This is a genomic window from Bradyrhizobium sp. McL0615, assembly GCF_049993905.1.
GTDB lineage: Bacteria > Pseudomonadota > Alphaproteobacteria > Rhizobiales > Xanthobacteraceae > Bradyrhizobium.
In genome coordinates, this window is the sequence record NZ_CP188254.1 from 4,937,166 (window position 1) to 4,963,092 (window position 25,927).

At 63.1% G+C, this 25,927-nt stretch carries 23 protein-coding genes and 3 pseudogenes; 8 read left to right on the forward strand and 18 right to left on the reverse strand.

The window, feature by feature from the left end:
• Position 1 precedes the first annotated feature (1 nt).
• The 8 genes and pseudogenes from ccoG to ACPPVP_RS23355 form a co-directional block, all read right to left on the reverse strand.
• A complete protein-coding gene (gene ccoG / locus ACPPVP_RS23320) occupies positions 2 to 1,465 on the reverse strand; it encodes a cytochrome c oxidase accessory protein CcoG (RefSeq protein WP_426524817.1) in 1,464 nt (487 codons plus the stop codon).
• Positions 1,466 to 1,563: 98 nt separating this feature from the next.
• Positions 1,564 to 2,437, reverse strand: a pseudogene (gene ccoP, locus ACPPVP_RS23325) (cytochrome-c oxidase, cbb3-type subunit III).
• A 7-nt stretch (positions 2,438 to 2,444) separates the two neighbouring features.
• Complete coding sequence (locus tag ACPPVP_RS23330; protein ID WP_426524819.1) at positions 2,445 to 2,609, reverse strand: cbb3-type cytochrome c oxidase subunit 3; 165 nt, start codon at positions 2,607 to 2,609, stop codon at positions 2,445 to 2,447.
• A gap of 28 nt (positions 2,610 to 2,637) precedes the next feature.
• On the reverse strand, positions 2,638 to 3,372 hold the full coding sequence (ccoO, locus tag ACPPVP_RS23335) for a cytochrome-c oxidase, cbb3-type subunit II (protein WP_426524821.1): 735 nt from the start codon (positions 3,370 to 3,372) through the stop codon (positions 2,638 to 2,640).
• Between the two features lie 11 nt (positions 3,373 to 3,383).
• Positions 3,384 to 5,030, reverse strand: a complete 1,647-nt coding sequence (gene ccoN / locus ACPPVP_RS23340) for a cytochrome-c oxidase, cbb3-type subunit I (RefSeq protein WP_426524823.1) — start codon at positions 5,028 to 5,030, stop codon at positions 3,384 to 3,386.
• Positions 5,031 to 5,159: 129 nt separating this feature from the next.
• Positions 5,160 to 5,393, reverse strand: a complete 234-nt coding sequence (locus tag ACPPVP_RS23345; protein ID WP_426524825.1) for a hypothetical protein — start codon at positions 5,391 to 5,393, stop codon at positions 5,160 to 5,162.
• A 117-nt stretch (positions 5,394 to 5,510) separates the two neighbouring features.
• Positions 5,511 to 5,651, reverse strand: coding sequence for a hypothetical protein (locus tag ACPPVP_RS23350; RefSeq protein WP_426524827.1), 141 nt, complete (start codon positions 5,649 to 5,651; stop codon positions 5,511 to 5,513).
• 158 nt (positions 5,652 to 5,809) lie between these two features.
• The gene (locus ACPPVP_RS23355; protein ID WP_426524829.1) at positions 5,810 to 6,523 is read right to left on the reverse strand and encodes a Crp/Fnr family transcriptional regulator; all 714 of its coding nucleotides are present in this window, start codon (positions 6,521 to 6,523) and stop codon (positions 5,810 to 5,812) included.
• A 186-nt stretch (positions 6,524 to 6,709) separates the two neighbouring features.
• On the opposite strand from ACPPVP_RS23355, the gene ACPPVP_RS23360 reads away from it, so the two are divergent.
• Entirely contained in the window at positions 6,710 to 7,027 is a 318-nt protein-coding gene (locus ACPPVP_RS23360; RefSeq protein WP_426524831.1) for a c-type cytochrome, read from the forward strand.
• Positions 7,028 to 7,080: 53 nt separating this feature from the next.
• Here ACPPVP_RS23360 and ACPPVP_RS23365 read toward each other — a convergent pair whose 3' ends face one another.
• From ACPPVP_RS23365 to ACPPVP_RS23375, 3 genes are read right to left on the reverse strand one after another with little or no spacing between them, the layout of a single operon-like run.
• Complete coding sequence (locus tag ACPPVP_RS23365; RefSeq protein WP_426524833.1) at positions 7,081 to 8,184, reverse strand: ABC-type transport auxiliary lipoprotein family protein; 1,104 nt, start codon at positions 8,182 to 8,184, stop codon at positions 7,081 to 7,083.
• 4 nt (positions 8,185 to 8,188) lie between these two features.
• Complete coding sequence (locus ACPPVP_RS23370; protein ID WP_426524835.1) at positions 8,189 to 8,962, reverse strand: ABC transporter ATP-binding protein; 774 nt, start codon at positions 8,960 to 8,962, stop codon at positions 8,189 to 8,191.
• A gap of 2 nt (positions 8,963 to 8,964) precedes the next feature.
• Entirely contained in the window at positions 8,965 to 10,101 is a 1,137-nt protein-coding gene (locus ACPPVP_RS23375; protein ID WP_426524837.1) for an ABC transporter permease, read from the reverse strand.
• 77 nt (positions 10,102 to 10,178) lie between these two features.
• On the opposite strand from ACPPVP_RS23375, the gene ACPPVP_RS23380 reads away from it, so the two are divergent.
• The 5 genes and pseudogenes from ACPPVP_RS23380 (at position 10,179) to ACPPVP_RS23400 (ending at position 14,976) form a co-directional block, all read left to right on the forward strand.
• The gene (locus ACPPVP_RS23380) at positions 10,179 to 10,544 is read left to right on the forward strand and encodes a hypothetical protein (protein WP_426524839.1); all 366 of its coding nucleotides are present in this window, start codon (positions 10,179 to 10,181) and stop codon (positions 10,542 to 10,544) included.
• A gap of 1 nt (position 10,545) precedes the next feature.
• Positions 10,546 to 11,037, forward strand: coding sequence for a phage holin family protein (locus ACPPVP_RS23385; protein WP_426524841.1), 492 nt, complete (start codon positions 10,546 to 10,548; stop codon positions 11,035 to 11,037).
• Positions 11,038 to 11,087: 50 nt separating this feature from the next.
• Positions 11,088 to 11,513, forward strand: a complete 426-nt coding sequence (locus tag ACPPVP_RS23390) for a hypothetical protein (RefSeq protein ID WP_426524843.1) — start codon at positions 11,088 to 11,090, stop codon at positions 11,511 to 11,513.
• Positions 11,514 to 11,516: 3 nt separating this feature from the next.
• A pseudogene (locus ACPPVP_RS23395) lies at positions 11,517 to 14,053 on the forward strand (cation-translocating P-type ATPase).
• An 83-nt stretch (positions 14,054 to 14,136) separates the two neighbouring features.
• Complete coding sequence (locus ACPPVP_RS23400) at positions 14,137 to 14,976, forward strand: universal stress protein (protein ID WP_426524845.1); 840 nt, start codon at positions 14,137 to 14,139, stop codon at positions 14,974 to 14,976.
• Positions 14,977 to 15,037: 61 nt separating this feature from the next.
• On the opposite strand, the gene ACPPVP_RS23405 is transcribed toward ACPPVP_RS23400, so the two are convergent.
• Positions 15,038 to 17,731 (reverse strand): GNAT family N-acetyltransferase, encoded by a 2,694-nt coding sequence (locus tag ACPPVP_RS23405; RefSeq protein ID WP_426524847.1) that lies wholly within the window; start codon positions 17,729 to 17,731, stop codon positions 15,038 to 15,040.
• Positions 17,732 to 17,950: 219 nt separating this feature from the next.
• On the opposite strand from ACPPVP_RS23405, the pseudogene ACPPVP_RS23410 reads away from it, so the two are divergent.
• Positions 17,951 to 18,157 (forward strand): annotated as a pseudogene (locus ACPPVP_RS23410) (YgaP family membrane protein).
• A gap of 28 nt (positions 18,158 to 18,185) precedes the next feature.
• On the opposite strand, the gene ACPPVP_RS23415 reads toward ACPPVP_RS23410, so the two are convergent.
• The 6 genes from ACPPVP_RS23415 to ACPPVP_RS23440 all read right to left on the reverse strand — a co-directional run bounded on the left by ACPPVP_RS23415 (position 18,186) and on the right by ACPPVP_RS23440 (position 25,014).
• Positions 18,186 to 20,045 (reverse strand): PHA/PHB synthase family protein, encoded by a 1,860-nt coding sequence (locus ACPPVP_RS23415; protein ID WP_426524849.1) that lies wholly within the window; start codon positions 20,043 to 20,045, stop codon positions 18,186 to 18,188.
• Between the two features lie 13 nt (positions 20,046 to 20,058).
• Entirely contained in the window at positions 20,059 to 20,427 is a 369-nt protein-coding gene (locus tag ACPPVP_RS23420; protein WP_426524851.1) for a hypothetical protein, read from the reverse strand.
• A gap of 164 nt (positions 20,428 to 20,591) precedes the next feature.
• The gene (locus ACPPVP_RS23425; RefSeq protein ID WP_426524853.1) at positions 20,592 to 21,425 is read right to left on the reverse strand and encodes a universal stress protein; all 834 of its coding nucleotides are present in this window, start codon (positions 21,423 to 21,425) and stop codon (positions 20,592 to 20,594) included.
• A gap of 132 nt (positions 21,426 to 21,557) precedes the next feature.
• Positions 21,558 to 22,460, reverse strand: a complete 903-nt coding sequence (locus ACPPVP_RS23430) for a CHAD domain-containing protein (protein WP_426524855.1) — start codon at positions 22,458 to 22,460, stop codon at positions 21,558 to 21,560.
• Between the two features lie 2 nt (positions 22,461 to 22,462).
• A complete protein-coding gene (locus tag ACPPVP_RS23435) occupies positions 22,463 to 24,034 on the reverse strand; it encodes an AAA family ATPase (protein WP_426524857.1) in 1,572 nt (523 codons plus the stop codon).
• Positions 24,031 to 25,014: a zinc-dependent alcohol dehydrogenase family protein gene (locus tag ACPPVP_RS23440; RefSeq protein ID WP_426524859.1), complete on the reverse strand. Its 984-nt coding sequence runs from the start codon at positions 25,012 to 25,014 to the stop codon at positions 24,031 to 24,033. Before ACPPVP_RS23440 ends, ACPPVP_RS23435 begins: the two co-directional genes overlap by 4 nt.
• A 173-nt stretch (positions 25,015 to 25,187) precedes the next feature.
• On the opposite strand from ACPPVP_RS23440, the gene ACPPVP_RS23445 reads away from it, so the two are divergent.
• Complete coding sequence (locus tag ACPPVP_RS23445) at positions 25,188 to 25,916, forward strand: CBS domain-containing protein (RefSeq protein WP_426524861.1); 729 nt, start codon at positions 25,188 to 25,190, stop codon at positions 25,914 to 25,916.
• Positions 25,917 to 25,927: the final 11 nt, after the last annotated feature.

A 25,927-nucleotide genomic window follows, 5' to 3' on the forward strand; every position in this document is an offset into this window, starting at 1 on the left:
ATCATGGCGACACGAAATGATCGGTGGCGGAGGCAACCTCGCCAAGCCCGATATCGGTCACGTGGAAACGCACAGGCACGGATTTGCCGGGATTGTTCTCTGCTGGCGCCGTTACCAGCAGCCGCAGTTCGGTGGTCGTATCGCGCGCCAGGACGATCATGGGCCGGTCCTGCGTTACGGAATCGGCGCCGACGACATGGAGCGCGGCGTTGACCGGACCATCCACGTCGATCGCGATGACGCGGTCGAAGCCGCGCTTGTTCAGGAGGCGAACGGTATAGGCATTGCGGATCGATCCGTCGGAGAGCTTCACCGCGACTGGATTGCGGTCATGCAAAACGTTGATGTCGAGCAGCGTCCGCGTCAGCATGGCATAGAGCATGATCGCGCCGACGGCCAGGATCATCGCGGCATAAGTGATCGTGCGTGGCCGCACGATGCGGTAGATCGGCGGTTTTCCGGCCTCGCGCCGGTGGATGTTGACGTCGTTGTCGTAGCCGATCAGGCGGGTTTCGCGGCCGATCTTCGTCATCACGGTGTCGCAGGCATCGATGCACAGGCCGCACTGGATGCAGTCGAGTTGCGAACCATCACGGATATCGATGCCGGTCGGGCACACGGCCACGCACTGATAGCAATCGATGCAGTCGCCGACGGGCTGGCCCAGCGCGCGCAGTTCGTTCGCCTTTTTCAGCGACGTGCGCGCTTCGCCGCGATCGTATTTGTAGGTGACGTTGAGCGCCCACTCGTCGGTGAGGGCTGCCTGAATGCGCGGCCACGGGCACATGTAGACGCAGACCTGCTCCCGCATCCAGCCGGCGAAGATATAGGTCGTCGCCGTCAGGATACCGATCCAGATATAGGCGATGACAGGCGCCTGGAAGGTGACGAGCTGCTTCACCAGCGTCGGGGCGTCATTGAAATAGAGCACCCAGGCGCCGCCGGTCCACCAGGCGATCATCAGCCAGATCGAATGCTTGAGCAGGATCTCGGCGAACCGTTCGATCTTCATCGTGCCCTTGGCGGCGTCCTTCCGCATCCGCTCCCGGCGGTCGCCCTCGATCAGGCGCTCGACGGCATAGAACAGATCGGTCCAGACCGTCTGCGGGCAGAGATAACCGCACCAGATGCGGCCTCCGACGGCGTTCATCAGGAATAGCGCCAGGGCAGCAATAATCAGCAGGCCGGTGAAGTAATAGACTTCCTGCGGCCAGAGCTCGATGAAGAAGAAATAGAAGCGGCTGTTCGGCAGATCGACCAGCACCGCCTGGTCCGGCGCACCCAGGCCGCGATTCCATCGCACAAACGGCAGCAGGTAATAGACGCCGAGGCAGAACGCCATCAGGCCCCATTTGGTCCGACGGAAGGTTCCGGAGACGCTCTGTGGATAGACCTTCTTCTGGGCGGCATAAAGCGGCCCATCGTCGTCAAGCGGCAGTTCGGTCGGGTTCAAGGGCTTGTTCATCGCTGGGTTGATCTCGTCTCAGGAGTTCAATGTAGATCCAGCTCGGCGAAGGCCGTTTGATCCACCTCAAAGAGGAAGCAGGGCTGCCCTGCCCGGCGCTATTTGCCTCCGCCGAGCGAGTGGACATAGACCGTCAGCGCCTTGATCGTGGAGGGATCTAGCCGGCCGACCCATGCGGGCATGACGCCGGCACGGCCGTTGCTGATGGTTTCGACCAGCGTCGCCTCGTCCGAGCCGTAGAGCCAGATCTTGTCAGTGAGATCGGGCGCGCCGAGTTCCTGGTTTCCCTTGGCATTATCGCCGTGGCACGACGTGCAGTTATCGGTGAAGATTTTCTTGCCGGCAGCCGCGTCATAACCCGCAGCCGTCGCCAGGCCGGATAACGACCGGACATAATTGGCGACGGTCACGATCTGGTCCTTCTTGAGAACCCCTTCCTTGCCGAAGGGCCAGCATGGCGCTCTCATGGGTCTTCGGATGCCCGGAACGGGCGCCGAACTGGATCGTCTGCATGATCTGATCGAGGCTGCCGCCCCACAGCCACTCGTCGTCGTTCAGATTCGGATAGCCCTTGGCTCCGGCGCCGCCGCTGCCGTGGCATGGCGCGCAATTGTCGCCGAACACGGTCTTGCCGCGTGCGCGGGCCAGCGCCAGAAGTGCGGGATTCTTCTCGATCTCCTCCAGCGAGGCGGCGCCAAGCGCCACCATTTTGTCGCCGCGGATCTTTTCCAGGTTGGCGAGTTCGACGGCGACCTCGGCGCGCGTGGAGTAGTTCCAGATGCCGGTTGTGTGGCTCCAGAGCAGCGGCCATGCCGGATACACGATCCAGTAGCCGACCGCCCAGACAATGGTCAGATAGAAGGTGATCAACCACCAGCGCGGCAGCGGGGTGTTGAGCTCCTTGATGCCGTCCCACTGGTGGCCGGTGGTCGACCTTCCGGAAACGTGATCGATATCGCTGTGTTCGGTCATGATCGGCTCACTCCTCGCGCAAAGGCATTTTTGCCGCTTCATCGAAGGCGGCCTGGTTGCGCGGCCAAAGGGCGTAGGTCACGATGGCAATGAAGATTCCGACGAAGACGGGCGTCCAGAACGTCGTGACGAGGTCCGACGCGATGTTGTGGACAGTGAGAATTGCTTTCATCGTTCTGCTTTCTCAGCGAAGATTTTGCTCAGCGAAGATTTGCTTTTTCATTGTAAAGCTTGAAGTCGACCAGCGTGCCCAGCATCTGCAGGTACGCGACCAGCGCATCCATCTCGGTCGGCGCACCTGACTTGCCGTCGAAATTGCGGGCAACCGCCTTCGGATAACGCTTGGTGAACGCATCCACGCCGGCATTGTCAGGATCGACCTGCGCCTTGAGATCGGCGACGGCGTTGGCAATCTGGTCGTCCGAATAGGGCACACCGACGGTGCGGCTGGTGCGCAGATGCGCCGCGACGCTGGTCTCGTCGACTTCCGTTCGCGACAGGAAGGCGTAACCCGGCATCACCGATTGCGGCACGATCGCGCGCGGATTGGTCAGATGCGTGACATGCCATTCGTCGGAATACTTGCCGCCGACGCGCGCGAGGTCGGGACCGGTACGCTTGGAGCCCCACTGGAACGGATGGTCGTACATGCTCTCGGCCGCGAGCGAGTAATGGCCGTAGCGTTCGACTTCATCCCGTAGCGGGCGAATCATCTGCGAATGACAGAGGTAGCAGCCCTCGCGGACATAGACGTTGCGCCCGGCAAGCTCGAGCGGTGTGTATGGCCTGACGCCGTCGACCTTCTCGATCGTGCTCTTGAGGTAGAACAGCGGCGTGATCTCGACGAGACCGCCGATCGCAATCACCACCAGAATTCCCGCGACGAGGACGATCGAGTTCTTTTCGAAGATTTGATGCCGTGACCAGAAAGACATTGGTGCGCTCCTCATTCCGCCGGCTGAAGAGCGACGGGCGACTGCACTTCCGATTCGCCAACGCGCACCGTCATCCAGAGATTGTAGGCCATGATCAATGACCCGATCAGGAACAGCGCTCCGCCCGCGGCGCGGATGATGTAGAAGGGATGCATCGCTTCCACGGTTTCGATGAAGGAATATTCGAGGAAGCCGAGCGAGGTGTAGGCGCGCCACATCAGGCCCTGCAGGATTCCCGACACCCACATCGCCGAGATGTAGAGGACGATGCCGATCGTCGCGGTCCAGAAGTGCCAGTTGACCAGCTTCAGGCTGTAGAGCCCCTTGCGATCCCATAGCCAGGGAATCAGGCAGTACAGCGCGCCGAACGAGACGAAGCCGACCCAGCCCAGAGCACCCGAGTGCACGTGGCCGATGGTCCAGTCGGTGTAGTGGCTGAGCGAATTCACGACCTTGATCGACATCATCGGCCCTTCGAAGGTCGACATGCCGTAGAAGGCGACCGACACGACCAGCATGCGCAACACGGGGTCGGTGCGGAGCTTGTCCCAGGCACCCGACAACGTCATCAGGCCATTGATCATGCCGCCCCATGACGGCATCCACAACATGATCGAAAACGTCATGCCGAGCGTCTGCGCCCAGTCCGGCAACGCCGTGTAGTGCAGATGGTGCGGGCCGGCCCAGATGTAGAGGAAGATCAGCGACCAGAAATGGATGATCGACAGCCGATAAGAATAGATCGGCCGTTCGGCACGCTTCGGAATGAAGTAGTACATGATGGCAAGGAAGCCGGCGGTCAGGAAGAAGCCGACCGCGTTATGCCCGTACCACCATTGGAACATGGCGTCCTGCACCCCGCCCCAGGCAACGTAGGATTTGGAGCCGAACACCGAGACCGGCAGCGCCGGATTGTTGCCGAGATGAAGCACGGCGATGGTGACGATGAAGGCGAGATAGAACCAGTTGGCAACGAAGATATGCGGCTCTTTTCGCTTGATGATGGTCGCCAGGAAGACCAGCAGGTACACCACCCAGACGATCGTCAGCCACAAATCCGCGTACCATTCCGGTTCGGCATATTCCTTGGACTGGGTGACGCCCAGCAGATAGCCGGTGCCGGCGACCAGGATGAAGAAATTGTAGCCGACCACGACGAACCAGGGGGCGAGATCGCCCGCCAGCCGCACGCGGCAGGTCTTTTGCACGACATAGAACGAGGTCGCGACCAGCACGTTGCCGCCGAAAGCGAAGATCACCGCGGACGTGTGCAGCGGCCGCAACCGGCCGAAGCTGGTCCACGGCAGGTCCAGATTGAGCGCGGGCCATGCGAGCTGCGAGGCGATCAGAAGTCCGACGGCAAATCCGGCGATGCCCCAGATGACCGACATGACGGCCGAGAATTTGATTGGGCCCATATTGTAGTTGGGGCGGCCGTTGATCTCCTGCGGCGGCAGTTCCGTACGCGCAAAATATCGATTCCCGATGACAATGACGGACGCCAGGCTCGCGGCGCTCGACAGCATGGCGTGAAAGGCAAACGCCGTGTCTTGCGCGTTGGCCGCCGCGAACAGGCAGAGAAACGCGGTTAGCGAGAAGACCAGCACCAGACCGGCTTCGCCATGTGTCATCGATTTTGCGATTGAAGATTGGGTCATGGATGAGATTCTCTTCTGCGAATGCCAGCCTTACTGATCACAGCTACGCGACCGCCAAATTGATCGAGGTCAATTTCTTTCCGTTTGCCCAATCCGAAAAATAAGATGCTGATCAGGTCCGGAGCGAAGTCAGCAACAGGATGGGCCGATCGGCAGATAAGCCTGCATTGCCTGGGCGTGCTCCGAAGAAACATCGAGCGTGCTCGGACGTTCTTTTCCGACGCCTGGACAATCGACGCGTCCAACCGGAAGCCCGCAACGTTCCGGATGCGGTTGGGCGGGACGCTTGAACCTGTCGCCGATCGCGCGCACCCGGCGGCCGATGATGGCAGTCAGTCTTCCCGTATCGGCGAACATGATCAAGACGAAGCCTCACAGGAGCACCCGCAACCAAAGCGCGGACAGGTCTCCGGAGTATTGACATAAATCAAGAGAGCGGGTTCGTTCTCCAGATGGTCCCACCCCAGGGGGTCGGCCCTGTCAGAACGCGCGGCGCTTGGCGTTGGAAGAGTTGGCCAGGTGCTTCGGCCGGGTCTGCAGGTCACCCCAGAACAGCACCCCAGCAAACACCGCGAACATCGCGACGACGCAGACGGTGACGAGCAAGGATTCGGTCGGCATGTGACTGAACTCCTGAGAGAGAGAGAGAGAGAGAGAGAGAGAGAGAGAGAGAGAAAGAGAGAGAGAGAGACAGCATGCCTGCGGGCCTCGATCGAGGCTTTGACCTGGATCAAACGGCACTGCCGCTTGCACGAAATTTTGAAATGTCCAGCCGTTTCTTACGCTGCAGCCATGGCCGCAGCCCGGCTCGCGTCCAGTAGACGGACACCACCCGTGACGATGATGAGCATCTTTTCGCGTTCGAAGCGGGTCAGCGTTCGGCTGACGGTCTCGATCGTCAATCCGAGGTAATCCGCGATGTCCTGCCGGCTCATTGGCAGCGCAATGGTTTGCCGCTCGTCGCCGATCTGGGCCAGGCGCTCCCGCCAGCCGACAAGAAAGGACGCGACCTTTTCTTCCGCGGTGCGCCGGCCCAGCAGCAGCATTTGCTCCTGTGCGAGCATCAGTTCCCGTGCCGCGAACTCGTTGATCCGAATCAGAAAATGCGGCCGCCGTTCGATGAAATGCGTGAACGCGTCTCTGGAGAGGCGACACACTGTCACGGAATCGATGGCGTCCGCCGAGAAGCTGTAGCGATCGGATGGCGCCGTGCCGAGAAAGTCGCCCGGCAACGCAAAACCGATCACCTGACGCCGCCCATCCGGCAGCAGCTTGTATAGACGCGCGACGCCCGAGGTCAAACTGTGCACCGAACTTGCGATCTGGCCCGCCGTGAACAGCGCCTCATTAGGCGCGAAATGAACGTGGCGGACGATCCGCTCGAACTCCGCAAGGTCACCCTGATCAAGCGCGCCGCAGATGCTGAGCGAGCGGACGGCACAGGCCGCGCAGCGACCGAAACTTGCCCGATTCGGAGAGATGGTTCGTATCATTGCCCTGCCCGTTCAAGCGCCGGATTGACGCGCTGTCTCCCGGTCACGGCAGACCCGTCGGAGATATATTTCATTCTAGCGGATCCACCGTTCGCTGGTTGATCCAGATCAAACTGGCGGGTGATTAAACCTTCACACTACGACCAGGGCCTCGAAAGCCGCACTTCCCACGGAGTTGAAGTTGCAATGATCGGACGAATTCTGATGCCGCTGGCGTTTACGCTCATCACCCTGACATCAGCTGCGGCGGCTTCGCCCCAGGAGCAGCGCGGCAAGACCTTCGCGCTGAACAACTGTGCGAAGTGCCATTCGATCGACAAGGTTTCGCCAAGTCCTCTCAAGATCGCGCCGCCGTTCCGGACGCTGCACAAGCGTTACCCGATCGAAACCATCGGAGAGGCGCTGGCCGAAGGCATCTATACCGGGCATCCGACGATGCCGGCCTTCCAGCTCGAGCCGGATCAGATCGGTGATCTGCTGGCGTATCTGAAGACGCTCGAATAAACGAACCTCGAGCAAGCTGGCAACAAGCGCCGAGGTAGGCTCTCCTGCCTCGCCTAGTACGCCTGAACCGTCCAGGCGATCATGTTCTTCGCCATTCGGCCGAACGCTTCGCTGAATGCAGCAACAGCCTCGGCCGGTGCGACGTTCGCAAATTTCTCGCGTTCTTCGAACAGCCGCGAGGCGACGACCCTGCCGTTCTTGTCGACGATCCTGGCCGACAAGCCGATCTCGGCTACCGGCTCGGATTCGATGGCGATGCGGAACCGCCTGACGTCGATAAGCAACTGGAATTCGCTCTGTCCGATATCGGTCGCGCGCAGCGGCGCATGCGCAATGTCGTAATTTTCGAAACTTTCAATCAACCGCGCCTGGATCAGTTTCGGCAACGCGTCGGCCCACATCGCCTCCGCGAATCCCGGGTATTCCTGCGCTGGCGAAAACAGGAAGCGCTGCGTCTCCAGCATCGCGACCGCCGTCGGTTCGGGAATCGCCCATTGCACGTTGATGGCCTTGCCCACCGGTCCCGGATTCTGCAGCGCGCGCAGATCATAGGTGATCTTCGGCGGCGGGCTGGTGACCCCGGTCATGCGTTCGAGGCCGGCGACGATGCCGTCCAGCTTGCCGGTGTTGCGCGCCAGGCCTTCCGAGAACACCTTCAAATTAGCGATCGTGTCCTTTAACGCCCCCGAATTCTCCGACAACACCGTATCGACCTTGCGTAGCGCATCACGCGCGGCCTGCGTCATGCCCTGCCCCGCGCCCGGCTCGGCAATGAGCGTCGGCACCTGGCCGGTCTGCGCGACCTGCGTGCCGCCTTCGAGCGCGATCACGGGCACGCCGGTCAGCCCCTGAAACTCCAGGCCGACCTTGGTGTCGGCGCGCACCGGCGTCGTCGCACCGACCGAGATGGTCGCATTGACGCCGCGCGGGTTGCCGGGGGTGAGACCGAGCTCCGCCACCTCGCCGACCCTGATACCATTGAACAGCACGGCGGCGCCGACCAATAATCCCGGCACCGAGCCCTCGAACTGCACGCGATAGCTGGCGCGCGGACCGAGCCCGCCGGTGTTCTGCAGCCAGTAGACGAAGCCGAACACGGCTATGATGGCCGCCAGGACGAAGGCGCCGACAATGACGAAGGGAGCACGGGTTTCCATCTTGTTAGCTCGCTTTGGGTTGCAGCATCTGGGAGCGCTTGCCGTGAAAATAGGCCCGCACCCAGGGATGCTCGGATTGAAGCAATTCGCGCATCGGCCCGATGGCGACGATCTTGCCATCGGCCAGCGCCGCGACGCGGTCGCAGACGGTATTGAGGCTGGCGAGGTCATGGGTGACCATGAACACCGTCAATCCCAGCGTCTTCTGCAGTGTCTTGATCAACGCGTCGAAATCGCCGGCGGCGATCGGATCCAGCCCCGAGGTCGGCTCATCGAGAAAAACGATCGCCGGATCGAGCGCGAGCGCACGCGCCAGCGCCACGCGCTTCGTCATACCGCCGGACAATTCGGAGGGAAACTTGTCGCCGTCCTCCGGCTTGAGCCCGACCATTTCGAGCTTGGCGGTCGCGATCTCGTCCATCAGGGCGTCCGAGAGTTCGAGATTCTCGCGGAGCGGAAACTGGATGTTCTGCCGTACCGTCAGCGATGAGAACAGCGCGCCCTGCTGGAACAGGATGCCCCATCGCCCGGCTGCGCCCCGCGTGGCGCGGTCGTGGTTGATCGGCGAGCCCATCACCTCGATCTCGCCGCCCTGGCGCGGGATCAGGCCGATGATGGTCCGCATCAGCACCGACTTGCCGCCGCCGGAAGCGCCGACCAGGCCGAGGATTTCGCCGCGGCGGACGTCCAGCGCGAGATGATCGATCACGACGTGGCGGCGGAAGCCGACCACGAGGTCGCGCACGCGAATGGCAAATGGTTCGGCGGCTTCCTGCATCGCTACATTCCAATCGATGCAAAGAACACCGCGAACAGCCCGTCGAGCACGATCACCAGAAAGATCGACTTGACCACCGACGTGGTGGTCTGCTTGCCGAGCGACTCCGCGCTGCCCTTCACGCGCAGACCTTCGCTGCAGGCGACGATGCCGATCACCAGCGCCATGAACGGCGCCTTGATGATACCGACCTCGAAATGGGTGACGGAAACGGCCTCATGCAGCCGCGCCAGGAAGATCGCCGGCCCCATGCCGCCGTAGAACCAGGCGACGAAGCCGCCGCCGTAAAGCGCCGACATCGCGCCGATGAAACTGAGGATCGGCAGCGCACAGATCAGCGCCAGGATACGCGGCAGCATCAGCACTTCGATCGGGTCCAGCCCCATGGTCGACAGCGCGTCGATTTCCTCGCGCATCTTCATCGAACCGAGTTCGGCGGTGTAGGCGCTGCCCGAGCGCCCCGCGACCATGATGGCGACGATCAGTACACCGAGCTCGCGCAGCACGAGAATGCCGACCATGTCGACGACGTAGGAATCCGCGCCGAACTTGCGGAAATGGAAAATGCCCTGCTGCGCGATGATGGCGCCGATCAGGAAGGTGATCAGCACGACAATGGGTATCGCCTGCCAGCCGACCCGATAGAGCTGGTAAGTGAGAGACGTCAGCCGCAGCATCCGCGGCCGGCGCAGGATACCCAGGATCGCAATGCACAGCGCGCCCAGCATCTGCAGGAATGCGGCGACGTCTTCCCTTGCATCGAAGGTGGCACGGCCGATATCGCCGAGCTTCGCCACGACGGGATTGCGTGCCGGAGCTGGCGCCGGCGTTCGCCGGTTGACCTGACGAACTTCGTCGATCAGGCCGGCGTAATTGTCGGCGATGCCAATGATATCGGCGCGGTGGCCGGCGGAATGGGCGCGGCGGGACATTTTTTCCAATAGCCAGGCGCCGAGCGTATCGAGTTCTCGCACCCCGGCCATGTCGAGCTTGACGGCGGCGGCGCAATCGAGCTGCGGCGTAATGTCATTGGATAGCCGTTCCAGCGTCGCCGCATTCGAAGCCGTCCAGGAGCCGGCCGGACGCAGCTCGAGCGCATCGCCCGATGACGTCGCCGTTAGCAGAGGTGCCGTCGCCAAGATGATGTTCCTTCAATCAGGTAGCGGTTTCTAGGCTGCGGGTGCAACAGCCATGTTGACCTGCCTCAAAGCGGCAGATGCGCCGGCGTATCGCAGTTGACCCAAATCAAGTGGCGCTTTTGCGGTCTCACCTAGAATTGGTGCGCAAGGAAAGCGAGGCGGGCGCAATGTTCAAATCAGGCGAAATGGGTGACGAGTTGCTGGCGCTCAAAAGCGAGATGCTGCGCCATTTGCATCCGCCTGCCGAAGACATGTTTAACGCCGCGAAGAACAGATCCGAAGCGCTTGCCGAAGAGATCAAGGCGACCCTGGGCGAACTCGGAGAAACTTTGAGCGAAGAAGAGGAGCACGTCGAGCGGCTGATCGCAGAGCGGCCGATGGCGGCGCTGGCATCCGCCTTCGCGCTCGGCATTGCCATCGGTTTCATGCTGAGGAGACATTGACGTGAACAGCGAGAACATCGTCAAGCATCTGCGCGCGCTGTGGCGCACCGACCGCATCATCGCGGAAATCCGGATGCGGCCCATGCTGGTCGGGTTGGGCCTGCGGGCGTTTGCGGCGCTGATCGCGGCGTTCGGCCTGCTGATGCTGGAGCTATCGGCCTATTTCGCGCTGGTGCAGATCTGGAGCGCGGTTTCTGCGGCCGCAATTCTCGGCCTCGCCAATTTCGCGATCGCAGCCGTCCTGTTCGTGGTTGGCGGAAGGCCGCCTGCAGGCCGCGAACTCGAACTGGCGACCGAAATTCACGGCTCCGCGATCGAGGCCCTGCAAGGCGAGGCCCGCGCGCTGCAATCGCAATTCACCGGCATGGTGCACCATCCCCTGAACAGCGCGCTGCCGTTGGTGCTGGTGCCGCTGATCACGATCATCGTCAAGAGCCTGAAGAAATCCAGGGCAACCGCCCCTGCGGCGAAGGCCACGGCAGAGCCGAACTGATCACGGCGGTAGCCGCAGCCTCATACCAAAAATCCAAGGAGCCATACGAGATGTCCAAGACCAGAGCCAACACCCAGCCGACGCCGATCCTGAATGCTTCCCTGCCCGCGCAATTCCGGCAATTCCGCCTCGCGTTGGCCCGCGAACCCGGCCATCCCGACGGCGACGCCGAGGTAGCCTATATCATCGTGGCGCCGCTCGATTCCCAGGATCGCATCGATGCAAAACTATGGCGCGAGCATCGCGACGCGTGCCGGATCGTGCGGCAACGCCCGGACCAGCAGGACAAGCATGGTCATCTGGTTCACCGGCCCGGCGGCGGCTGGGCTTTCCACTATGACGACGGCGAGACCAGCCTGCCTGACGAGGTCGGCTATCACTTCGCGGACGAACGCTTCCTCGTCGGCGAGTATGTCTCGCTCAACGAAAGCGGCAAGATGCACACCTATCGGGTGACATCGGTGTCGTATCTTTGAGCCGTGAAGCCGTTTTCAGGCCTCACTGAAACCGACGCAGCTGCGCGGCTTCTGGCCGAGGGGCACAACGAGCTTCCCCAGCCCAATCGGCGCACACCGTTCCGCATCGCGCTTGAGGTGCTGCGCGAGCCGATGCTGGCGCTGCTACTGGTCGGCGGCATCGTTTACCTGGTGCTCGGCGACCTCAAGGAGGCGGTCATCCTCGTCGCCTTCGCGACCATGTCGATCGTGATCACCGTGGTGCAGGAGACGCGGACCGAGCGCGTGCTGGAAGCATTGCGCGACCTCACCAGCCCTCGCGCTCTGGTTATTCGCGACGGCGAGCGCAAGCGGATCTCCGGCCGCGACGTCGTACGGGGCGACCTCATCGTTCTTTCCGAAGGCGACCGGGTGCCTGCCGACGCTATTCTTCTGCGTTGCACGGATCTGCAGGCCGACGAATCGACCCTGACCGGCGAGTCCGTGCCGGTGCGCAAGGTCGCCTGGGACAATCGCACCAGGTCCGAACCGCAGCGCGCGGGAGGCGACGACCTGCCGCAGATCTTCTCCGGCTCGCTGGTTGTCCGCGCTCGGGGCTGGCGGAAGTAACCGCCATCGGCGCGCAAAGCGAGATCGGAAAGATCGGCCAGTCGCTGGCGACCCTCGAAACCGAACCGCCGCGCCTGCAGGTCCAAACGCGGCGCGTCGTCAGGCTGTTTGCCGTTCTCGGCGGCGGGGTCAGCGTGCTCGCGGTACTGCTCTACGGCATCATGCGCGGCGGATGGCTGGACGCGGTGCTGGCCGGAATTGCGCTGGGCATGTCGATGCTGCCGGAAGAGTTTCCGGTCGTCCTGACCGTCTTCATGGCGATGGGCGCATGGCGAATTTCGCTGGCGCGGGTCCTGACGCGCCGCGCGGCGGCGATTGAGACGCTCGGCTCAGCCACCGTGCTGTGCACCGACAAGACCGGCACCCTCACCGAAAACCGGATGACGATCGTCGAGCTGCGGCTGAAGGATGGAAACGTGTTCCACCCGCAGGGCGGCACGGAAATGCCGGCGCAGTGCCAGGACCTGAGCGAGTTCGGCCTGCTCGCGAGCGCGCCTGAGCCGTTCGACCCGATGGAGCGGGCGTTCCATACTCTGGCGCAGCAGCGGCTGACCGAGGCCTCCTATCGGCATCCGCACTGGAAACTCGTCCATGCCTATGGTCTTCGGCCCGATCTCCTCGCCGTAACACACATCTGGCAAACGAATAGCGACCGGCAGGAATACATCGTCGCCGCCAAGGGGGCCCCCGAGGCGATCGCAGGTCTTTGCCGGCTGAGCGCGGCCGACCGCGCGGCGTTGACGCAGTCCATCGATGCGATGGCCTCCGCCGGCCTGCGCGTGCTGGGCGTTGCGCGTGCCACCCACGCCGGGCCGCCCTGGCCGGCGTCGCCGCGCGATTTTGGATTCGAATTCCTCGGACTTGTCGGCCTCGCCGATCCCTTGCGCGCCAGCGTCGTCGAGGCGGTCCGCGAATGCCGGTCCGCCGGCATCAAGGCCGTCATGATCACCGGCGACTATCCGGCGACCGCTAACGCGATCGCGCAGCAGGCCGGGCTCGAGCACGGCGAGCTGGTGACCGGCGAACAGCTCGAAAAGTTGAACGAGGCGGAACTGGCCGGCCGGGTCGAAACCGCCGGTGTGTTCGCGCGGATCTCGCCGAACCAGAAGCTGCGCATCGTCAACGCCTACAAGGGTAATGGCGAGATCGTCGCGATGACCGGCGATGGCGTCAACGATGCGCCGTCGCTGAAGGCTGCCCATATCGGCATCGCGATGGGCGGGCGCGGAACCGACGTGGCGCGCGAAGCTTCCGCCATCGTGCTGCTCGACGACGATTTCGGCTCCATCGTCAAGGCGATCCGGCTCGGACGCCGCATCTACGACAACTTGCGCAAGGCAATGGCCTTTATTTTTGCCGTTCACGTCCCCATTGCCGGCCTGGCGCTGCTGCCGCTGGTGTTCGGCCTGCCGATCCTGTTCGGACCGATCCATATCGCGTTCCTCGAAATGGTGATCGATCCCGTCTGCTCGCTGGTGTTCGAGGCCGAAACCGAGGAAGACGACGTCATGCGGCGGCCGCCGCGTTCTCCCGACGAGCCGCTGTTCTCGCGGGCGCTGGTCGCCTGGAGCCTGCTGCAGGGACTGCTGGCCTTTGCACTCGTCGCAGCCATTTACGTCATCGCACTCCGAACCGGCATGCCGGTGCCGGAAGTGCGCGCGCTGGCGTTCTTCTCGCTCGTCGTCGTGATCGTCAGCCTGATTCTGGTCAACCGATCCTTCAGCGCATCGTTGCTTACCGCCCTGCGGCGGCCGAACCGGACGCTGGCGGCAGTGCTCGCCGCCGTCGCCGTCATCCTGGCCCTCACCATGCTTTGGCCATTTGCGAACCAGCTGTTCGCGTTCGGTCCTCTTCACGCCGACGATCTCGCCCTGACGCTCGGTGCGGGCGTCATCGCGCTGCTCGTGCTGGAAATGCTGAAGCCGCTGCTGCGCCCGCGGCTGCAATCCTAGAGCCGGCCAGCCAACCACTTGCGATGGATCAAACGCCCCAGGCCGACGGGACGTTAAGTTGGTTCCGGAAGAAGGAGAGCCCCATGGCGTTCAAGGACATTCTGCTGACATTGACGAGTTATCCCGATCCCACCCCGGCCTCGGTCGCCGAGAATGCGGTTGCGATCGCCGCAACCTTCGGCGCTCACCTGGCGGCGGTGGCCTGCGAGGTGCATGTGGAAGTGCCCGGGCACTTCCTTTCCGGCTCGACGGCCAACATTCCCGGGATCATTGCCGGCGAAACGGAAAAGAGCCGGAAGAGCGCCAGGGACATGCTGGCGGCATTTGACGCCGCTGCAAACGAGGCCGGCATCCTGCACGAAACCTATTTGGAAAAGTGCCCGACCTTCGCCGTGCCGGATCTGCTGGTAGACCATGCGCGGCTTCGCGACCTCACCATCGTGCCGGTACCGGAAGGCTACGACCAGTGGTACGCGGAAGCCGTAATCTTTGGATCGGGACGGCCTACCTTGGTGCTGCCGGAGGCCCCGCGGGCCCTCCCGTTCGAACTTGGGACTGTCGCCATCGCCTGGGATTTCAGCCGCGCCGCGGCTCGCGCAATTTCCGATGCCATGCCGCTGCTCGAAAAGACCAGGAAGGTGCGGATCGTCACCGTCACCAACGAAAAGAAGTTCGATAGCAAGCATTCCGCCGAAGCACTGGCCAAGAACCTCGCACGCCACGGCATCGACATTGTGCTCGACAAGGTCGATGCCAACGGACGGCGGATCGGCGAGGTGCTCGAGGCCTACACCGCTTCGCATCAGGTCGACGTTCTCGTGATGGGCGCCTATGGACATGCGCGCTGGCGCGAGTTCATTCTTGGCGGCGCCACCAAGAGCCTGCTGTCAAAGCCGCCGCTCCCGATCCTGTTCTCGCATTGATGGACAGCCGCCGTCACCGATTGCCGGCAGCGCCGTTCTTGCACTGCGAGTGCAAGAACAATTAGAGCGTCAGCCTGACGTTGCAGATGTCGTGCTCCTGCGGGTCCGATTTCACCTCGAAGCCAAGGCTGCGGCACATCGCCAGCATCACGGTGTTGTCGGCCAGGACGTCGCCTGAGATGGCTTTCAACCCTTCCGATTTCGCATATTCGATGATCATCTGCATCAGCGCCCAGCCGAGCCCCCTGCCCTTGAGGTCCGACCTCAACAGGATCGCATATTCGCCGCTCTCGTAGATCGAGTCGGAATGAATCCGGACCACGCCGACCAGTTCGTTGGTCGCCTCGTCGAACGCGACAAAGGCCATCGCCCGGGCATAATCGAGTTGGGTCAGGCGGGCGATGAATTCATGGGAAAATTCCTTCATCGGGGCGAAGAACCGCAGCCGCAGGTCCTGCATCGTGACGTGCTTCAGCATCCCGTGGATCAGCGGCTCGTCCTCGGGCCGGATTGGACGGACGTATATGCGCCAGCCGTCCTTGACTTCGATATGACGCTGCCACTGCGAGGGATAAGGCCGCACGGCGAAGTTCGCCGGGCCTGACCCGCGAAACTTCCGCTCCACACGCCCGATCACGACGCGTGCGTCGACGGCGAGCACGCCAGCTTCATCGGCCAGCAGCGGGTTGATATCGAGCCCGCGGATTTCAGGAATGTCGGCGGCCATCTGCGCCAGCTTGACCAGAACCATTGCGACGGCGTCCGGCTTCACCGCCGGCACGTCGCGATAGGCGCGCAACAGCCGCGAGACGCGGGTGCGCTCGATCAGGCTGCGCGCCAGTTGCAGGTCGAGCGGCGGCAGCGCCAGCGCCTTGTCGTTGATGATCTCGACCGCCGTGCCACCACGGCCGAATACGACGACGGTGCCGAAGGTCGGATCGTCGGCGAGGCCGAGAATAAGTTCGCGCGCCTTCGCCCGAACCACCATCGCCTGCACCATCACGCCCGAAATCCGCGCCTCCGGCCGCAGCGATCTTGCCCGCGCGAGAATCTCGGCGGTCGCCTTGCGTACCGCATCGGCGTTGGTGAGGTTGAGCACGACGCCGCCGACATCGGACTTGTGCACGATGTCGCGCGACATGATCTTGAGCACGACAGTCGAGCCCTGCGCAAAGATTGCATTCGCATGCGCGACTGCCTCGTCGGCATCGGCGGCGGCGAAAGTGGGAACAACGGCGATGTCATAGGCGTCGAACAGCCGCTTGACCTCGATCGGATCGAGCCAGGAGCGGCCATCGGCGAGCGCCGCCGCAACAATCTGCCGGGCCGCATCGGTATCGGGCGCAAACTCACTCGGCATGGCGGGCGGAACCTGCGCCAGCGCCTCCACCGCCTCGCGATGGCGAACCAGGTGCATGAAGCCAAGGACAGCGTCGCCGCCGGTCTGATAGTTCGGAATTCCCGCGCCGCTCAGCAAGTCACTGATCGGCTGGTCCGCCCCGACCCAGACCGCCAGCACGGGCTTTGGCGATGTGCGGCGTCCGGCACGATATTTCCCGACCACGCCGATGACGGCCGCGGCAATGTCGTCGGCACGGGCGATCGCCGTCTGCACATTCATTGCCAGCACGGCGTCATTGCCGGGGTCGGCCAGCAACAATTCAAGCGCCGCGGCATAACGCGCCGGATCGGCATCACCCACGATATCGACCGGATTTGATTTCGACCATGTCGGCGGTAACACCGCATCGAGCTGTTCGCGGGTCGCAGGCGAGATATCGGCGGGAATGCCGCCGAGTTCGACCAGCCGGTCGACCGCCAGCACGCCGATGCCGCCGCCATTGGTCAGGATCGCAAGCCGCTTTCCGGGCGGCGATTTGAGCCGTCCGAGCGTCTCGGCGCAGTCGAACAATTCGCGCAAGTCCGACACGCGCAGGATGCCGGCGCGCTGAAACGCGGCGTCGTAGACCGCGTCAGCCCCGGCCAGCGCGCCGGTATGGGTCGCAGCCGCCCGTGCGCCTTGCGCCATCCGGCCTGATTTGACGACCACGACCGGCTTTATTCTCGCAGCCGCGCGCGCCGCCGACATGAACTTGCGCGCATCCTTGATCGCCTCGATGTAAAGCAGGATGGCGTTGGTCTTCTCATCCAGCGCGAAGTAATCGAGCAGATCGGCGATATCGACATCAAGCTGGTCGCCGATCGAGACAATGCCGGAAAACCCAACGGCCCGCTGGGCTGCCCAGTCCACCATGCCCGCGGCAATGGCGCCAGACTGCGAGATCAGCGCCAGATTTCCCACAGCCGGCATATGCGCGGAAAAGCTCGCATTGAGACTGACGCAAGGCATCATGATGCCCAGGCAATTCGGGCCGATCAGCCGCATGCCGTATTTTTGCGCGGCCCGCTCCGCCGCATCCGCCAGCGAGCCCGGGCCATGGCCGAGCCCGGCACTGACGATGACGGCGCCCGCCGCGCCGTGGCGGCCCGCCTCATCGATCAGGTCTGGAATCGTGCGGGCCGGTGCGGTGAGGACAACGAGTTCCGGCACGAAAGCTAGTTTTGCGATGCTGCCGATTGTCGCCACACCGTCGATCTCGTGATAGCGCGGATTGACGAGACCGAATTCGCCCTTGAATTGCGCTTTTCGAATATTGTTGAGAATGGCGCGGCCGACCGAGCCGTGGCGCGGACTAGCCCCGACCAGCGCGACGGAATGCGGCGCAAGCAGATTCTTCAAACGATAAGTCGACATCGGTCTTTCGTATCCGGCGGGTTGCGGTGTCCCGTGAACAGGTATCGCGCGCAATGTGTTCCTGGCGCGGCATGTTAACCCGGACACGGCCTCGGTCCGATGACAACTCTGCCGGCGCCTTCTTTAACTTTCACAGTCAACTTATTGTTGAGACAGATCAAAGCCGATACCGGCATCGCGTGAGAGGCTTGCCCCAGCTCATTCGCTCAGGGGGCTGCAATGCCGGTAAATATCGGAACGTTAGATCAATATGTACGGATCATCCTGGGATTGGCGCTGATTGCCTACGCCTTCCAGGAAGGCCTCGCCATCCAGGGCTGGCACTGAGTCGGGTTGTTCGGCGTGGTACCGCTCGTGACGGCCTTCTTCAGGCGATGCCCGCTGTATGTCGCCCTGGGCGTTTCAAGCTGCCCCGTCCGACAGTAGATCAACGGGTTTGCGGGAACAGCCGTGCTCAGTGGCGAACGTAGTCGCCGGGCGCATCGGCCAGATTCGCGCTCTCGTCAGCTTCGGTTCCCATCCGCGGTGGCGCGGACGGCTCGCCGGATTGCGCGGCCAACCACTTCGTCCATTCCGGCCACCACGATCCCTCGACTGATGGCACCGTGTTCAGCCATTCGTCGGGACCGGTATAGGTGGCGTGCGCCACCTCGGTCTTGATCCGATAAGTATGCCCCGGTTCGCCGGGAGGCGCGACGATCCCCGCGTTATGGCCGCCGCTGGTGAGAAGGAAGGTCACGTCGGCATCGACCTGGTAGTGGATCTTGTAGACGGACTTCCACGGTGCGACGTGATCGCGGAGCGTTCCGACCACGAACATCGGGGTGTGGATGTCCGATAGCGAGATAGGCCTTCCCTCGACGAGATATCGGCCCCCGGCAAGGTCGTTGTTGAGGAACAGCTTGCGCAGATACTCCGAATGCATCCGGTACGGCAGGCGGGTGGCATCGGCATTCCAGGCCATCAGATCGCTCGGCGCCGCCCGCTCCCCCATCAAATAGTCGCGGGTCAGCCGCGACCAGATCAGATCGTTGGAGCGCAGCAACTGGAATGCGCCCGCCATCTGCGTGGTATCGAGCACGCCCCGCTCCCACATCATGTCTTCGAGGAACGCAACCTGGCTTTCGTTGATGAACAGCGTCAGTTCGCCGGCCTCGGTGAAATCGGTTTGCGCGGCAAGCAGGCTGATCGACTTCAGCCGGTCGCCGCCGTCCCGCGCCATGGTGGCGGCAGCGATCGACAGCAGCGTGCCGCCCAGGCAATACCCCAGCGCATGGACCTGACGGCCCGGAACAATGCTGCCGATCGTATCGAGCGCGGCTTCAACGCCAAGTTTTCGATAGTCGTCAAAAGCGATCTCGCGGTCGGCGGCATCAGGGTTGCGCCATGAAATCATGAAGACGGTGAAGCCTTCGCCGGTGAGATATTTCACCAGCGAGTTCTGCGGCGACAGATCGAGAATGTAGTACTTCATGATCCAGGCCGGCACGATCAGTACCGGCTCCGGATGCACCTTGTCGGTGGTTGGCGTGTACTGAATCAGCTCGATCAGTTCGTTGCGGAACACCACCTTGCCGCGCGATGTGGCGACGGTCTCACCGACGACGAAATCGCCGGTCGTGACCGGGCCAGAGTTCACGTCAAGGCCCGCCGACGCCAGGCGGATCCAGTCGCTGCAGAAATTTCGCCAGCCGCGCACGAAATTGTCGCCGCCGCTCTCGAACGTTCGCCGCAACACTTCCGGATTGGTCGCGGCAAAATTGGAAGGCGACATCACGTCCAGCATCTGCCGGATCGAAAATTCGACGATCGCCTCGTTCTGCTTCGCCACGCCACGCACGCCTGTGGTCGCGTTGTGCCACCATTGTTCGCCGAGCAGAAAGGCCTGCGCCATCAGATTGAACGGCGGCTGTTTCCACTCCGGCCGGCCAAAGCGCTTGTCCTGCGGCTGCGGCTCGATCAGCGACCACGGTCCCTGATCGGGTAAGAAGAACCGCTGCGCGGCTTCCAGGAAGCGCTTGGTGTCGATCAGCGCTTCCTGCGCGATCTCGATCCGTCGCTGTGGCGACGAGGCCAGATGCGATAGCCAGTCCGTATAGGCCAGCAACAACGCGGCCGGCGAAATGCCGCCGCTCAGGCGCGCCAGCATGGCATGCAGGGCGCGGTCGGCCTGGTAAGTCTCGACGTCTTCAGCGCCTTTCGTCGGCGGTGAGACCTGCTGGACCGGCTGCCGGTCCTCGCCGCGGCCCGAAACCGCGGTGCGGATCGGCAAGACGGTAACTTCCGCCGTCGGAAGGGTCGATTTCTGCTGCATGCTGTTTGGCCGGTCAGTTCGGAGCGCGGCCGCTGATCAGGTTCGACGTGGTCGCGATCATCCGCTCGCCATGCTTGAATAGCCGTTCGGAGTCGCGGCGGATGAAGTCGAGCTGATGCTGGCCGCATTCCTGGCACATCGTCCGGATGTCCTTTACGGAATGCGCACCCGCCATCTTCGCGACGAACTCCGTGAACAGATGCGTTTCGGTCCGCGTTCGCTCCAGCATCTCGTCGCCGAGGAACACCAGTTCCTCGAACATCATTTTCTGCGCGCCAAGCATGAACTCCAGCGCGCCCTGGTTCAGCTTGGTAGCTTCCACTTCTGCATTTGCGACTGCTGGAAAGGAACCGGAAGCAGCCCGCTCAGACAGTTCTGACATGACAATCTCCGATTTCTGAGTTTCCGCCGAAACGATATCGACCGGCGTCGGGCCGAACATTGAGGTGCATCAAACTGGCGTCATTACGACCGCAGCCCCTGCCAGGAAGGCCCAAGGCAGGGAACTCAGCGGGACGAAAGGTCAGATCTCCTGACCACCCGAGATCAGTGCGACATCAGCACCGGTACGGTCATGCAGTCGAACATGCTGCGCGTGACACCGCCCAGAATTCGTTCGTGCAATCGCGAATGGCCGTATCCCCCCATCACAAGCAAGCCCATATTGCTTTCGGCCGCGACCGACAGAATGGCGCCCTGAACCTTGCCGCGATCCATCGTCAGCCGCTGCACTCGGGCCGCAATCCCGCGGCGTCCCAGATGCGCGGCAAGCTGGTCCGAGGAAGCTTCACCCGCCTCCTCATTGATCGCAATCACGGTCACGGCCTTGGCGCCGATCAGAAACGACATCGCGTCGCGCACCGCGCGCGCCGCAAGGCGGCTGCCGTCCCAGGCGATGCCGACATGGTGGGCATCGAGCGGTCCCTTGTGGATATAGGGAACCATCAGCATCGGCCCGCCGGAATTGAACAGGACGTGCTGCGGAATCTCGTTGTCGTAGCTCGTCGTCGAGGCTTCCGGTTGCAGCACGATCGTCATGTCGTAAAGCCTGGCAAGTGCCCCGATGGTCTGACCCGCCTCGGCAGGGATTGCCGCCAAGGTCCTGATGCCGTAGGCGATTTTGGCGAGCCTGGCCTCGATCTCGAATACGGCGATAGCACCATCAGCCCTTTCCTGGGCGCGCTCCTGTTCGGCGCCCATCACGGCGGCAACGGCGGCGCCGCCGCCCTCGACGATCATCCCGGCGGCACTCATCGATTCATAGCCAATGGCAACAGCATCGAGATGCGAGCGGCGCGCAATGGTCAGCGCGACAGCAACGTCAATCACTGGCCTGACCGGACGCTCGGAGGGAATATGAACCAGAATGTTCCTGAACATCGCCCTTCTCCCACACATTTGCGAGGCTTTCAGCCCCGTTGCTGACGGCAAGGGTAGGCGATGGGCGGATGGCCGGACTTGACCCACATCAAGCCCGGACAAGTAGAGCGGCTACAGACGCGAATAGCGATGTCAGCAGAGCCTTGCGTGCCCGAGGTCGCGATGAGCCGCGATGGCGGCATCAAGCAGCTTTTCCCTTCGATCGCGATAGCCCGGCGGGTGCTTCCCGCCTCGTTTGCCATTTTCGGCCGGCGGCGATCCGTCGCCGAGGTCGGCAAAACGCTCCAGATCGCGCATGTCGCCCAGGGCGCGCTGTAATCGCCTTGCCGGCCTGTACAGGTGATGGAATTCACCCCGGCCCCGCAGCGCGACGGTTTCCGTCAGCGCTTCAAGCATGTAGCGGAAGCGTTTAGCCTTGATCCGCAGCCGGTGGCGGCGCGAGGCTTCCAACGTCTTCAGGCGTTTCCCCTTGCGGACCAGCCGTTCGTGCCAACGGTTGAGTTCGCCCGCGCAATAGGACTGCAAAACTTCCGCGTCCTTGCGCTGCTTGTAACGCCCCAGCCACGCTCCCTGTCTGATCCAGCGCGCCATGGCTGCGACCAGGCGCTGCGTCCGCGCGGAACGCAGCGAGCGCACCAGGCGGCGGTGGTTCTGCGTCTGGCGTTGTTCGACTTGTTCGCCGATCATGGCCTGCGTCCATGCGCGGTATCGCTTGCGGCGCGCATATTCCAGGACGACATCGCTGTCGCGGGCGGCGCCGAGCGGGCCATTCAGCCAGGCGATTTCCTGTTTCAGGCGCAACCATTCCGCATCGACCACGATCGGCGCAAAGAACGCCACGGCGGCGCGTAACCGGGTGATCGCGACCCGGATCTGATGCACGGCTTCGGCATCGCCGGTGCAGGCGCCCGCGTGATGGGCCTTGATATCAGCGACGCAGCCGAGCGCAATTTTCTGGAATGCGGCTGCACAATCGAGACCCGCCGCTTCAGCGGCCTTGCGCCGCCTGGAGGTTCCGGTTGGATGAACTCTCATCGTCAACGCTCGTCCGGCACCGCAAACAGGATAGTACGGGCGCTGCGGAGCGACTGATCCGGCGTCCCAGAGGCATCGATTATGTGCCAGTCTACCGCCCCGATCGCGAAAGTCTCCTGCGTCAGGACGACACTCCGCGTTGCATCGGACGCATCGCCCCTGCGCCGCTCGATCCGCGCCAGCCGCGTCGCGAGATCCGCGGTGAGGAACAGGCCGACGAAGCGAATGCCGTAAGTGGCTGCTAGAGTTACAATTTCTGTCCGTTCCGCTTCCTGCAAATAGGTGGCATCGAGCACCACGGAACAATCTTGGGCGAGGACACGCTGCGCGGTGCTCCAAAGCCTGCCGTAGACCCGCTCCGTGACATCGCCCCGATAGGCGGATTCCGGCAGGGGTGTGGTTTCAGCGGCACCGAACAGGTGCTTGCGAACGACATCCGAGCGAATGATGACCGCGCCGGGCGGAGGATCGATCAGGCCCGCGAGCCCGCGCGCGAGCACCGATTTTCCTGTCCCCGACAACCCGCCGATCGCGACCAGCCGCGGCGGCCTCGGTGCGATGAGGCGCGCAGCCAGATCGAAGTAGCGCTTGGCCTCCCGCCAAACCGCGTCGTTTCCTCCAGCCTGTTCGCTCTTCATGAACAGCACATGCGCGCGGATCGCCGCCCGCACCGACAGAAACAGCGGCAGCAGGCGGAGGCCATCAAGAGCTTCGTCCCCTGCCCCCGCAAGGTAGCGATTGAACGCCGCGTTGGCCGCCGCAGCCTGATTGAAGTGGACCAGATCCATCAGGGTAAAGGCGAGATCGTAGAGCACATCCGTCGTAGCGATGACGGGATCGAATTCGATGGCATCGAACAGCAGCGGCCGGCCGTCCACCAAGGCAATGTTGGCGAGATGCAGATCGCCGTGACAGCGGCGAACGAATCCGCGGCTGGCACGCTGTCTGAGCAGCGGTTGCAATGCCGTCGCAGCATCGCGGCTGGCGGCATCGAGTTGATCCACGGCAACGGCATGAAGTCCGCGCACGGTGCGAAACTTTGCGGTGTTGCGCTCGACGATAGGTGAGATAGAGGCAAGCCAGCTCTCACCGTCCGCACGCGGCGCCTTGTCGTGGGATCGCAGAATCGCGTCGGCCAAAGCCGTCGCAAGGGATGGATCGACCTTCTTGGATGCCGCGACGATATCGAGCGACCGCGTCTCGTCGAACCGCGTCATTTCGACCGCCCATTCGACGGGGGCGCCCGCGCCGTCGATTTCGAAGGTGCCGTCGGCATTGCGCGTGATGGCGACGACCCGCCTATAGAGCTCGGGGGCGTTGCCGGCGTTGACCCTCAGCTCTTCCTCGCAGGCGCGCTTGCGCTTCTCCAGTGTCGAATAGTCGAGGAACGGCAATCGCACGGACCGCTTGATCTTCAATGCCCGATCGGCGCCAAGAAAAACCATGGAAGCATGGGTGTCGATCCGCTTGCCGCCGCCGGCCGGACCAAAGCTGGAACCATCGAGGAAGTCGAGCACCTGCTGCTGCAGGTCTCCCTCGGCTATAGCGGTGTAGGCGGGCGGGCGCACGGTCATGGCAGCAGCACAGCGGCGCCGGTGATCTGCCCGGCGCGTAGTTTTGCAAGGACTTCATTTGCTTCGCGCAACGGGAACACGCTGGTGTGGGTCCGAATGCCCGCTTGCGCCGCGATCTTGAAAAACTCGGTCCCGTCGCCGCGCGTCAGATTGGCGACCGAAAGCAGCTGCCGTTCCTCCCAGAGGATGCGGTAAGGGAACGATGGAATGTCCGACATGTGAATGCCGGCGCAGACCACGCGTCCACCTTTACGCACGGCGCGTAGCGCCAGCGGAACGAGATCGCCCACCGGCGCGAAAATAATCGCGGCGTCGAGCGGCGCTGGTGGTCGATCCTCCGACCCGCCGGCCCACTCCGCGCCAAGCGATCTTGCGAGACGCTGCGCCTCGACGTCGCTCTTGCGGGTGAAGGCGTAGACCGAGCGTCCCTGCCAGCGGGCTACCTGCGCGATGATATGGCCGGCCGCACCGAAGCCGAAGATTCCCAGATGCTTTCCATTGCCCGCCATTACCAGCGAACGCCAGCCGATCAGGCCGGCGCACAGCAGAGGTGCAATGGCGACATCGTCGCCGGCCTCGCCAAGCGGAAAGCAATAACGGGCATCCGAGACGAGATGCGAGGCAAAGCCGCCGTCGCGCGTGTAGCCGGTGAAGCGTGGGCGGTCGCAAAGGTTTTCCCGGCCGCTCCGGCAATAGGAACATTCGCCACAAGTATAGCCCAGCCAGGGAACGCCGACCCGCTCGCCAATTTTCAGGGAGGTGACGCCGGCACCGAGTGCATCCACCCGGCCGACCACCTCATGGCCAGGCACGATCGGATAGGCGATGTCAGGCAATTCTCCATCGACGACATGCAGATCGGTCCGGCACACGCCGCAGGCGGCGACCTTGACGCGCACATCGCCGGGCCCGGGGACCGGATCTTCCCGCGTCTCAAACCGAAGCGGCGCGCCGGGCGCCGACAGGACCATGGCGTGCATCTCGTCCGATATCCTCACGCAAGCGTGTGCAGCCTAGCCCGGTGGGACCCGGCCGCGTTTGATCCTCGTCAATCGAGACCGAGCAAACCCTCTCTAACATGGCGACGTCCGCAGCGCCGCGCCAGCCCGCGGTGTTTTGCTACTTCTTGATACGTGGAACAGGAGATCGTCACATGCGCGCCCATCAGATCATGACCCGGTCCGTCATCTCGATCACGCCCAACGCCACCATCCTCGAAGCTGCCGATACCATGCTGCGGTACCATGTCAGCGGGCTTCCGGTGGTCGATGCAAACGGCAAGCTGGTCGGGGTCGTCTCGGAGGGGGATTTCATTCGCCGCAGCGAGATCGGCACCCAGCGCAAGCGTGGCCGCTGGCTCAAATTCCTGCTGGGCGCCGGCGCAGCCGCAACCGATTACGTTCACGAGCACGGCCGCACGGTTTCGGAGGTCATGACCGGCGACCCTATCATCGTCACCGAAGATGCGACGCTGGAAGAGATCGTCAACGCGATGGAAACCAACGGCGTCAAGCGCCTGCCGGTGATGAAGGGCGACAAGCTCGTCGGCATCGTATCGCGCGCCAACCTGCTGCAGGCCGTCGCAGGCCTCGCCCGCGAAATCCCCGATCCGACCGCCGACGATGATCGCATCCGCAGCCGCATCATCGCTGCGATCGAGAAGAACGACTGGAGCCCGTTTGGCCTCAATGTCATCGTGCGCGACGGCATCGTCCATCTCAGCGGCGTCATCACCGAGGAGCGTTCACGGCAGGCGGCCATGGTTGCCGCGCAGAACGTGGCCGGCGTGCGGAAAGTTCACGACCATCTGTGCTGGGTCGACACCATGTCCGGGATGTATCTGGAATCGCCCGAAGACGCCGAGATGGCAAGGGCCGGCTAACCGGGCGCCGG

Bases quoted from the DNA above. Each gene is read 5' to 3' on its own strand.
- ACPPVP_RS23380 (WP_426524839.1), top strand. From the start codon at position 10,179: ATGCGCCGGCGTATCGCAGTTGACCCAAATCAAGTGGCGCTTTTGCGG.
- ccoG (WP_426524817.1), bottom strand. From the start codon at position 1,465: ATGAACAAGCCCTTGAACCCGACCGAACTGCCGCTTGACGACGATGGG.
- ACPPVP_RS23370 (WP_426524835.1), bottom strand. From the start codon at position 8,962: ATGCAGGAAGCCGCCGAACCATTTGCCATTCGCGTGCGCGACCTCGTG.
- ACPPVP_RS23390 (WP_426524843.1), top strand. From the start codon at position 11,088: ATGTCCAAGACCAGAGCCAACACCCAGCCGACGCCGATCCTGAATGCT.
- ACPPVP_RS23420 (WP_426524851.1), bottom strand. From the start codon at position 20,427: ATGTCAGAACTGTCTGAGCGGGCTGCTTCCGGTTCCTTTCCAGCAGTC.
- ACPPVP_RS23350 (WP_426524827.1), bottom strand. From the start codon at position 5,651: ATGCCGACCGAATCCTTGCTCGTCACCGTCTGCGTCGTCGCGATGTTC.
- ACPPVP_RS23415 (WP_426524849.1), bottom strand. From the start codon at position 20,045: ATGCAGCAGAAATCGACCCTTCCGACGGCGGAAGTTACCGTCTTGCCG.
- ACPPVP_RS23440 (WP_426524859.1), bottom strand. From the start codon at position 25,014: ATGCACGCCATGGTCCTGTCGGCGCCCGGCGCGCCGCTTCGGTTTGAG.
- ccoO (WP_426524821.1), bottom strand. From the start codon at position 3,372: ATGTCTTTCTGGTCACGGCATCAAATCTTCGAAAAGAACTCGATCGTC.
- ACPPVP_RS23355 (WP_426524829.1), bottom strand. From the start codon at position 6,523: ATGATACGAACCATCTCTCCGAATCGGGCAAGTTTCGGTCGCTGCGCG.
- ACPPVP_RS23445 (WP_426524861.1), top strand. From the start codon at position 25,188: ATGCGCGCCCATCAGATCATGACCCGGTCCGTCATCTCGATCACGCCC.
- ACPPVP_RS23330 (WP_426524819.1), bottom strand. From the start codon at position 2,609: ATGAAAGCAATTCTCACTGTCCACAACATCGCGTCGGACCTCGTCACG.
- ACPPVP_RS23435 (WP_426524857.1), bottom strand. From the start codon at position 24,034: ATGACCGTGCGCCCGCCCGCCTACACCGCTATAGCCGAGGGAGACCTG.
- ccoN (WP_426524823.1), bottom strand. From the start codon at position 5,030: ATGACCCAATCTTCAATCGCAAAATCGATGACACATGGCGAAGCCGGT.
- ACPPVP_RS23430 (WP_426524855.1), bottom strand. From the start codon at position 22,460: ATGAGAGTTCATCCAACCGGAACCTCCAGGCGGCGCAAGGCCGCTGAA.
- ACPPVP_RS23425 (WP_426524853.1), bottom strand. From the start codon at position 21,425: ATGTTCAGGAACATTCTGGTTCATATTCCCTCCGAGCGTCCGGTCAGG.
- ACPPVP_RS23360 (WP_426524831.1), top strand. From the start codon at position 6,710: ATGATCGGACGAATTCTGATGCCGCTGGCGTTTACGCTCATCACCCTG.
- ACPPVP_RS23405 (WP_426524847.1), bottom strand. From the start codon at position 17,731: ATGTCGACTTATCGTTTGAAGAATCTGCTTGCGCCGCATTCCGTCGCG.
- ACPPVP_RS23400 (WP_426524845.1), top strand. From the start codon at position 14,137: ATGGCGTTCAAGGACATTCTGCTGACATTGACGAGTTATCCCGATCCC.
- ACPPVP_RS23365 (WP_426524833.1), bottom strand. From the start codon at position 8,184: ATGGAAACCCGTGCTCCCTTCGTCATTGTCGGCGCCTTCGTCCTGGCG.